Raw genomic sequence first — 9,091 nt, 5'->3', positions numbered from 1 at the left:
GCAAACCTGCCTGACGACGTCATTCTCACCAACGGCGCCGGCAATTTCACCGTCTGGCCGAACAAGTTCTTCAAGTTCGGGCCGGACGCACGGCTGCTCGCCCCGCAGTCTGGCGCCATGGGCTACGGCCTGCCGGCGGCAATTGCCGCCAAGGTTGCGTTTCCAGAACGCACGGTCGTCTGCTTTGCCGGCGACGGCGACTTCCAGATGAATTGCCAGGAACTCGGAACCGCTATGCAGGCTGGCGCGCAGCCGATCGTGCTGATCCTCAACAACGGCATCTACGGCACGATCCGCGCCCATCAGGAGCGCCACTATCCGGCGCGCGTTTCGGGCACGTCGCTCGAAAACCCTGATTTCGTGACACTGGCTAAGGCCTATGGCTTCCATGCCGAGCGGGTCGAGGCGACGCGCGATTTCGCGGCGGCGTTCGATCGGGCGCTCGGATCCGTGACGGGAGCGGTCCTCGACATCGCCATATCTCCCGAAGCGCTGACGCCCCGACAGACCCTTTCCCAGATGCGTGACGCCGCGCTCGCTTCCCAGAAGGCCAAGGCATGACCTCCAAAGACGACATCCGTCTCGGCGCGGACATCGGCGGCACGTTCACCGACGTCGCGCTCGACCTCAGGGGAACGATCTTCTCCACCAAGGTATTGACCAATTACGCGGCGCCCGAGCAGGCGATCCTGGACGGCATTGCCGTCGTCACGCGCGATGCCGGTATCGCGCTTGCCGAGATCGGCATCATCATCCACGGCACGACGCTGGCGACGAATGCGCTCATCGAACGCCGTGGCGCCAAGACCGCACTGGTCACCACCGAAGGGTTCCGCGATGTCATCGAGATGCGGACCGAAAACCGTTTCGAGCAGTATGACCTCGACCTGCAGCTGCCGGCGCCGCTAATCCCGCGCGAGCACCGTTTCACGGTAAAGGGCCGGATCGGTGCGGAAGGCCAGGAGCTTCAACCGCTCGACGAAGCCGCCCTGGAAGGCATTGCCGACCGGATCGCGGCCGGCGGTTTCGGCTCCGTGGCGATCGGCTTCATCCATGCCTACACCAACCCTGATCATGAGCGCCGGGCACGCGCTATCCTGTCCCGCAAGCTTACCATCCCGATTTCGATCAGCGCCGAAGTCTCGCCGCAGATGCGCGAGTTCGAACGCTTCAACACGGTCTGCGCCAACGCCTATGTGCGGCCGCAGATGGCGGACTATCTCGCGCGTTTCCAGACTCGCTTGAAGGAGATGGGCGCCGAGTGCCCGGTCTTCATGATCCATTCGGGGGGCGGTCTGATCTCGGTAGAGACGGCCTCGGAATTTCCCGTGCGCCTCGTTGAGTCCGGCCCGGCCGGCGGCGCCATCTTCGCCGCCGACATCGCCAGGCGATTCGGCCTGGAAAAGGTCGTCTCCTATGACATGGGCGGCACCACTGCAAAGATCTGCCTGATCGAGGATTATGCGCCGCGCACCGCCAGAACCTTCGAAGTGGCGCGTACCTATCGCTTCTGCAAAGGTTCCGGCATGCCGATCTCCATTCCCGTGATCGAGATGATCGAGATCGGCGCCGGCGGCGGCTCGATCGCCTGGGTCGACGCCATGGGCCGCATCCAGACCGGTCCCGAAAGTGCCGGATCGGAACCTGGCCCGGCCTGCTACGGCCGCGGCGGCAGGCGCCCGGCCATCACAGATGCCGACCTGGTGCTCGGCAAGCTCGATCCCGACAATTTCGCCGGCGGCGCCATCAGGCTGGACTCGCCCGCATCCGAACAGGCGATCCTGCGCGATGTCGGCGAACGCCTGTCGCTCGATGCCATGGCGACGGCCTTCGGCATCTGCGAGGTGGTGGACGAGAACATGGCCAATGCCGCCCGCGTCCATGCTGTCGAAAACGGCAAAAACATTTCCGACAACGTGATGATCGCCTTCGGTGGCGCGGCCCCGCTTCACGCCGCAAGGCTTTGCGAGAAACTCGGCATCGACCAGTGCATCGTCCCCAAGGGCGCGGGCGTCGGATCGGCGATCGGCTTCCTCAAGGCTCCGTTCGGCTACGAAGCCCTGGCATCCCGGCTGACGCGGCTGTCGCAGTTCAAGCCGGCCGAGGCCAATGCTTTGCTCGATGACCTCAAAGTGTCAGCCGAAAGCTTCGTGCGGGCAGGGGCCAACGGTACGATCACATGCGAAATCACCGCCTTCATGCGCTACGCCGGCCAGGGCTGGGAAATCCCCGTGCCGCTGCCGGACGAGCCGTTCGGCAATGATGCCGCAACCACGCTCGAGGATTTGTTCCAGGCGAATTACCAACGCTTCTTCGGCCGCGCCATCGAAGGACTTGGCGGCCTGGAAATCGAGATCGTCACCTGGTCCGTGAAGGCGACGGATGTCCGGCCTGCTGTCGCCAGGCACGAGCTGATCACCGGCAAGCGGACCACTCAGCCGGCAACAAGCCGCGCGGTGTTCGATCCGGCCAGCGGTGCGCCACGGACCTATGGCATCGTCGAACGGGAGGGGCTGTGCACCGGCGATCGGGTGGCAGGCCCGGTCATCATCGTCGAACGCGAGACGTCCACCGTCGTCACCACGAGCTTCGACGCCGTCATCCAGAGCGACGGCGCGATCCTTCTGATCCGCAAAGGCAGCCAGGCATGAGCGACATCAGTGAAATCCGCATGCAGGTCATGTGGAACCGGTTGATCTCGGTGGTCGAGGAGCAGGCCCTCACCTTGCTGCGCACGGCTTTCTCGACATCGGTGCGCGAATCCGGCGATCTGTCGGCAGGCGTGTTCGATCCCCGCGGCCAGATGCTGGCACAGGCGGTGACGGGAACGCCCGGCCATGTCAACACCATGGCCGAGGCGGTGCTGCATTTCATGAACGAAATCCCGCGCGAAACCATGTTCGAGGGTGACACCTACGTCACCAATGACCCCTGGTTGGGCACGGGCCACCTGCACGATATCACCATGGTGTCGCCGTCGTTCCTGAACGGCGAATTGGTTGCGTTCTTCGCCTGCACGGCACATGTGGTCGATGTCGGTGGGCGCGGCTTCGGCGCTGACGGCAAGTCGGTCTACGAGGAAGGCATCCAGATCCCGATCATGAAGTTCGCGGAGAAGGGCAAGGTCAATCTCGATCTCGTCAGGATCCTGCGCGCCAACGTCCGCGAGCCGAACCAGGTCGTCGGCGATTTCTATTCGCTCGCCGCCTGCAACGAAGTCGGCCACCGACGCCTCGTCGACATGATGAAGGAGATCGGCCTGGCATCGCTGGACGGGCTTGGCGAGTTCATCTTCTCGCGCACCCGCGACGCCTTGGTCGAACGCATCAAGGCGATGCCCAAAGGCAGCTGGTCGAACGCGCTGGTGACCGACGGCTACGACGAGCCGGTGAAACTCGCGGCGACGGTCACGGTTAGGGACGCCGGCGTCGAGGTCGATTTCACCGGTACCGACCCGATGAGCCGATGGGGCATCAACTGCCCGATCATCTACAGCAAGGCCTATGCCTGCTACGCGTTGAAATGCGTGGTGGCGCCCGATATTCCTAACAATGCCGCGTCGCTCGCCTTCTTCACCGTGTCGTCTCCGGTCAACATCCTGAACGCCGTGCGGCCGGCGCCGGTGGCGCTCAGGCACATCTTCGGCCACATGGTTCCCGATCTGGTGCTCGGCGCGATCGCCAAGGCGATGCCCGGCAAGATCCTTGCCGAGGGCGCCGGCGCACTGTGGAACATCCATATCTCGGTTCGGCCGGTCTCCGGCGGTTCGGGCCGCCGTGCCGAGGTGCTGATGTTCAATTCCGGCGGCATGGGCGCGCGCCCCGGTCTCGACGGACTGTCGGCGACGGCCTTCCCCTCCGGCGTCCATACGATGCCGATCGAGGCAACGGAGCACACCGGGCCGATCGTCATCTGGCGCAAGGAGCTGCGGCCCGATTCCGGCGGCGACGGCGAGTTCCGCGGCGGGCTCGGGCAGGTTATCGAAATCGAGGCGATCGAGGGCCATGAATTCGACTTCTCGGCCATGTTCGACCGCGTCAATCATCCCGCCCACGGGCGCAACGGCGGCGGGCCTGGAGTGGCCGGCGTGGTCAGGCTGGACGATGGCACGCAGATGCGACCCAAAGGCTGGCAGCATGTTCCGGCCGGCCGTCGGCTGATCCTCCAATTGCCGGGCGGCGGCGGCTATGGCGATCCGTCCAAGCGCAGCACCGAGGCGCGGGCGAACGACCGCTCCAAGGAATACATTTCGGAGAACGGCAAATGAGCTACATTGCCTCGCGCCTGTCTGCGGTGAAGCCGTCGGCGTCCATGGCTGCTTCGCAGGCAGCCAAGGCCCTGCGCGCCAAGGGCGTCGACGTGATCGATCTTGGCCTGGGCGAGCCGGATTTCCCGACACCGAGCCATATCATCGAAGCGGCGCATTTCGCCGCGAAGGCCGGCCAGACGCTATACACGGGTGCCGCCGGCACGGCCGAGGTGCGCGAAGCCGTGGCCGGCAAGTTCCGCCGCGAAAACGGACTGGACTACACGGCGGACGACGTCGTCGTGGCCAATGGCGCCAAGCAGATCATCTTCAACGCGCTGATGGCGACGCTGGAGTCTGGTGACGAAGCGGTCCTGCCGGCGCCCTACTTCGTCTCCTATCCCGAGATGGTGAAGCTGCTCGGCGGCAGGCCTGTCGTTATCGAGTGCCCGGAAACTTCCGGCTTCCGGCTGACGCCGGAGCTGCTCGAAAAAGCCATCACTCCAAGGACGAAATGGCTGTTCCTCAACATGCCCGGCAACCCCTCCGGCGCCATATATTCGCAATCGGACCTGCGGGCACTCGGAGCGGTTTTGGCAAGGCATCCGCAGGTGCTGGTGCTTTCCGACGAGATTTACGAGCACATCCTGTTCGACGGACGCGACTTCGTCTCCTTCGGCAAGGCTTGCCCGGAACTCAGGGACCGCACCCTGATCGTCAACGGCGTCTCCAAATCCTATGCGATGACCGGGTGGCGTGTCGGCTATGCCGCCGGGCCGGCGCCGCTCACCAGGGCGATGGCGATCATCCAGAGCCAGTCCTGCACGTCCGTCTGCTCGATCGCGCAAGCGGCGACGGTGGCCGCGCTCAACGGCCCCCAGGACGAGGTGGCACGCTTTCGGCAGGCGTTCGAGGCGCGCCGCGACCTTGTCGTCGACGGCATCAGGCGGATCAACGGTCTTACGCTTTCGCCACCGGAAGGCGCCTTCTATGCCTATATCGGATGCGCCAGCCTGATCGGCCGCAGGACCCCAAAAGGCGTCGTGCTCGAGGACGACACGGCAGTGGCGAATTATCTCCTGAACGAAGGGCGCGTGGCCTCGGTGCCGGGCGCCGCCTATGGACTTTCCCCCTATTTCCGCATCTCGACCGCGACCGGCGAAGAGGTGCTGACCGAAGCGATCGCGCGCATCAACGCCGCCGTCGCGCAAGTGGAGTAAATCATGCCGCATTACGAACGCATCCTGATCACCGGCGCGGCCGGCCGCCTCGGTTCGGAACTGCGAAAGGGGCTGGTGCCGCTGGCAAAAACGATCCGCCTGGCCGGCCGCGAACCGTTCGGCGATCTTGCTCCACACGAGGAAGAAGCGGTCTTCGACCTCGCCGATATGGAGGCGACGTTTGCCGCCACCAAGGATTGCGATGCGATCGTGCATTTCGGCGGCGCACCACTCGAATGCGAATGGCAAACCATCCTGGATTCCAGCATCCGCGGCTCCTATCACATCTACGAGGGCGCCCGGAAACACGGCGTGAAACGAGTCATCTATGCCTCCTCCGTGCATGCCGTCGGCTATCACGAGGTCGAGGCGCATATCGGCGTCGACGCGCCGGTGCGTCCCGACAGCCTCTATGGCGTGTCGAAGAACTTCGTCGAGAGCCTGAGCCGGCTTTACTGGGACAAGTTCGGCATCGAGACGGCGTGCCTGCGCATCTTTTCGTCCTTCCCCGAACCGGCGGACCGTCGCATGCTGTGGTCATACCTCTCCTTCGCCGATTGTGTGCGTCTGGTCGAGGCAGCTCTCACCGCGCCGCGCGTCGGCCATACGATCTCCTTCGGCCTTTCCGACAACAAGGTGAAAACGGTCGACAACAGCGGCGCCAACCATCTGGGGTTTTCTCCGCAGGATAGTGCCGAGCCGTTCCGCGCCGCGGTCGAGGCGAAAACGCAGGTTCCGGATCCCAAGGCGCCATCGGTGAAGTATCTGGGCGGGTGGTTCTGCGAGCTTGGCCATCCGGACGACAAACAGGCGTAGCTGCCAATCCGCTCGATGGCGCAGAGCGGAAGCCGAGATGCGGCAGGCGACGGATTCACGCGTGGTGGCGGAGATCGAGGAGGTTGTCGGCGGCGCCGGCTTCGATGTGCCACGCCGACCACGGTCATGGATCAGATCTGGCAGCGGTACCTGCAGACGATGCCGGACTTCCCCCAAGCGTTCATCCACCTTGGGCGTCGAAGACTTGCCGGTCGTCATCGGTTTTGGGATTCTCATCTGATCTGGTAGTGGGATCCAAATCACAGGAGATGGCATGCCGAACGATGTAATCGTGCGCGACAGCAATGGCGCTCAATTGAATGACGGTGATTCCGTAACGCTGATCAAAGACCTCAAAGTCAAAGGCACTTCGGAGACGATCAAGCGCGGCACGTTGGTGAAGGCCATCCGCCTGAACGGCAATCCCGGCGAGATCGAATGCAACACCAAGCAAGTGAAAGGCCTGGTGCTCAAGACCGAGTTCGTGAAGAAGGCGTGAGCCTCAAGGCGGCAAGCGATCTCGATGGCTCCTTCGGGATTTTGGAGAGCCTGCCGTCGCCAAGGGGGCTGCGGAGCCGTTGAGCGTCCGGCACGCGATCGTTGCGCTGTGAATTGATAACTTCGCCGACCAGGCACAATCAAAAAAATCGCCAAGTCCCAAGCTGGAACCTCCGGCCTCATTGCGCGTTTCACGGCGTCCCGTTCGCGGACCCGCCCGGATATCTCTCCAAGCGCGCGAAAAACCAGGAGCCCGCTTCATGCACGACAAGCTGTTTCATTCACCGGTCGCACTGTCGGTCGGCCTCGGCTTCAAGCGCGAGATTGCCTCGCTGGCCGAAATGCACGATTTCCTCACCAATTGGACGACCTCCCGCCGCGGCCCGCTTTACCGAAACGCGGTGGAGACATGTGATCTGGCCGTTCCAGGTTATGTGAGCGTCGAGCAGGCGCGCCGGGCGTTGCTCGAATTCGCGCAAGCCGCCGGCATCCTGTGGCCGGACCTCGAGCCGGTGGCGGGCGTGCACGCCGTTGCGCGTGGCTATGGCGGCTACGCCGCCTGAAGATTGATGTTCTCCGTGGCGGCTAAAGCCACACCACCATAGAAAGCCCGGCTGGCCCCCAGCCGGGCTTTCGCGTTTCCGGCAGCTCGCAAGGAAATCGCCATCCTGTAGCCGTGTGTCTTGGGCGACAATCCCTGCGTGGAGTGTCGGGAAGAGCCCGAGCAAAAATCTTTATGAAATTCCTATTTCTTTCTACTGCGCCCCGTCTCGAACCTTTATGGCGATCGGGTCCATATTCCTTTTAGAAAATACAACCGGCTCCGTCGCCAAAGGTGCGACGGGACACTTTCGAGATATTGCGAACTCTCTTGTCAAATTCGCAAAGTACAAAAGAACAAAAGGAATAAACACAATGGATATGGCCGTTATCGGAATCGGAATTTTGTTCTTTGCCCTTTGTTTCGCCTACATAAAAGCTTGTGACGCGCTCTAGAGCGAGGCTGAAAAAATGATCGTCGACTATATTCTCGGTGGCGGCGTTACGCTGTTCCTGCTCGCCTACCTGACATACGCCCTCGTTCGTCCAGAACGCTTCTGAAGGCACGGAAAGCCACACCCATGACACTGAACGGTTGGATACAGATCCTGGTCTATTGCGGGATCGTCGTTTTGCTGGTGAAGCCGCTCGGCGGCTACATGCACCGCGTCTTCAACGGCGACCGCACGCTGCTTTCGCCGGTCCTTCGCCCGCTTGAGCGTGGGCTTTATCGTATTTGCGGAACCAGCGAACGCGAGGAACAGCACTGGACCACCTACGCGGTCGCCCTGCTGCTCTTCAACCTCGCCGGCTTCCTGGTGCTTTATGCGCTGCAGCGCCTGCAGGGCAGCCTGCCTTACAACCCTGCCGGCATGACAGCGGTTGAACCAGGGTTGGCCTTCAACACCGCCGCCAGCTTCATGACCAACACCAACTGGCAGAACTATGGTGGCGAGAGCACGATGTCCTATCTCGTGCAGATGGCCGGGCTGACGGTGCAGAACTTCGTTTCGGCGGCCACCGGCATTGCCATCGCCATTGCGCTGATCCGCGGCTTTGCCCGGGCGTCCGGCAAGTCGATCGGCAATTTCTGGGTCGATATGACCCGCTCCACACTCTATCTGCTGCTGCCGTTCTGCATCGTGCTGACGCTGGTCTATGTCTGGCTCGGCATGCCGCAGACGCTCGGCGCCTACGTCAACGCCACGACGCTGGAAGGCGCGCAGCAGACCATCGCCGTCGGCCCGGTCGCTTCGCAGGTGGCCATCAAGATGCTCGGCACCAATGGCGGCGGTTTCTTCAACGCCAATGCCGCGCACCCGTTCGAGAACCCCGACGCGATCTCCAACCTGATCCAGATGGTGTCGATCTTCGCCATCGGCGCCGCCTTGACCAATGTCTTCGGCCGCATGATCGGCAACCAGCGCCAGGGCTGGGCGATCCTCTCGGCCATGGGCGTCATGTTCATCGCCGGTGTCGCCATCTGCTACTGGGCGGAAGCCGCCGGCAACCCGCTGGTGCATGCGCTGGGCATCGACGGCGGCAACATGGAGGGCAAGGAGAGCCGCTTCGGCATCGCCCTGTCGGCGCTGTTTGCCGTCATCACCACGGCCGCTTCCTGCGGCGCCGTCAACGCCATGCACGGCTCGTTCACCGCGCTCGGCGGCATGATCCCGATCATCAACATGCAGCTTGGCGAAGTCATCGTCGGCGGTGTCGGCGCCGGTCTCTACGGCATCCTGATGTACATCGTCGTCGCCGTCTTCGTCGC

General features: G+C 63.1%; 9 protein-coding genes. All 9 read left to right on the top strand.

The window, feature by feature from the left end; genetic code table 11:
* Window positions 1-561: thiamine pyrophosphate-dependent enzyme (locus EN906_RS13050; RefSeq protein ID WP_245484237.1), on the top strand; the 561-nt coding region annotated here is incomplete at its 5' end.
* On the top strand, window positions 558-2,651 hold the full coding sequence (locus EN906_RS13045) for a hydantoinase/oxoprolinase family protein (protein ID WP_127272763.1): 2,094 nt from the start codon (window positions 558-560) through the stop codon (window positions 2,649-2,651). The genes EN906_RS13050 and EN906_RS13045, both read left to right, overlap by 4 nt.
* Entirely contained in the window at window positions 2,648-4,267 is a 1,620-nt protein-coding gene (locus tag EN906_RS13040; protein WP_127269543.1) for a hydantoinase B/oxoprolinase family protein, read from the top strand. Before EN906_RS13045 ends, EN906_RS13040 begins: the two co-directional genes overlap by 4 nt.
* On the top strand, window positions 4,264-5,466 hold the full coding sequence (locus EN906_RS13035) for a pyridoxal phosphate-dependent aminotransferase (RefSeq protein WP_127269542.1): 1,203 nt from the start codon (window positions 4,264-4,266) through the stop codon (window positions 5,464-5,466). The genes EN906_RS13040 and EN906_RS13035 overlap by 4 nt, the downstream gene beginning before the upstream one ends.
* Before the next feature lie 3 nt (window positions 5,467-5,469).
* On the top strand, window positions 5,470-6,282 hold the full coding sequence (locus tag EN906_RS13030) for an NAD(P)-dependent oxidoreductase (RefSeq protein WP_127269541.1): 813 nt from the start codon (window positions 5,470-5,472) through the stop codon (window positions 6,280-6,282).
* Window positions 6,283-6,556: 274 nt separating this feature from the next.
* The gene (locus tag EN906_RS13025) at window positions 6,557-6,781 is read left to right on the top strand and encodes an alkylphosphonate utilization protein (protein ID WP_013529641.1); all 225 of its coding nucleotides are present in this window, start codon (window positions 6,557-6,559) and stop codon (window positions 6,779-6,781) included.
* Window positions 6,782-7,040: 259 nt separating this feature from the next.
* The gene (locus tag EN906_RS13020; RefSeq protein WP_127269540.1) at window positions 7,041-7,343 is read left to right on the top strand and encodes a DUF982 domain-containing protein; all 303 of its coding nucleotides are present in this window, start codon (window positions 7,041-7,043) and stop codon (window positions 7,341-7,343) included.
* 448 nt (window positions 7,344-7,791) lie between these two features.
* The gene (locus EN906_RS13010; RefSeq protein ID WP_032808122.1) at window positions 7,792-7,881 is read left to right on the top strand and encodes a K(+)-transporting ATPase subunit F; all 90 of its coding nucleotides are present in this window, start codon (window positions 7,792-7,794) and stop codon (window positions 7,879-7,881) included.
* A 20-nt stretch (window positions 7,882-7,901) separates the two neighbouring features.
* Window positions 7,902-9,091, top strand: a 1,190-nt coding sequence (gene kdpA / locus EN906_RS13005; protein ID WP_127375206.1) for a potassium-transporting ATPase subunit KdpA, incomplete at its 3' end; no start/stop codon positions are given.

This window comes from Mesorhizobium sp. M7A.F.Ca.CA.004.06.1.1 (assembly GCF_003999135.1).
GTDB lineage: Bacteria > Pseudomonadota > Alphaproteobacteria > Rhizobiales > Rhizobiaceae > Mesorhizobium.
The sequence above is the reverse complement of the archived record's forward strand: the minus strand, read 5'-3'. Positions and strand labels throughout refer to the sequence as shown.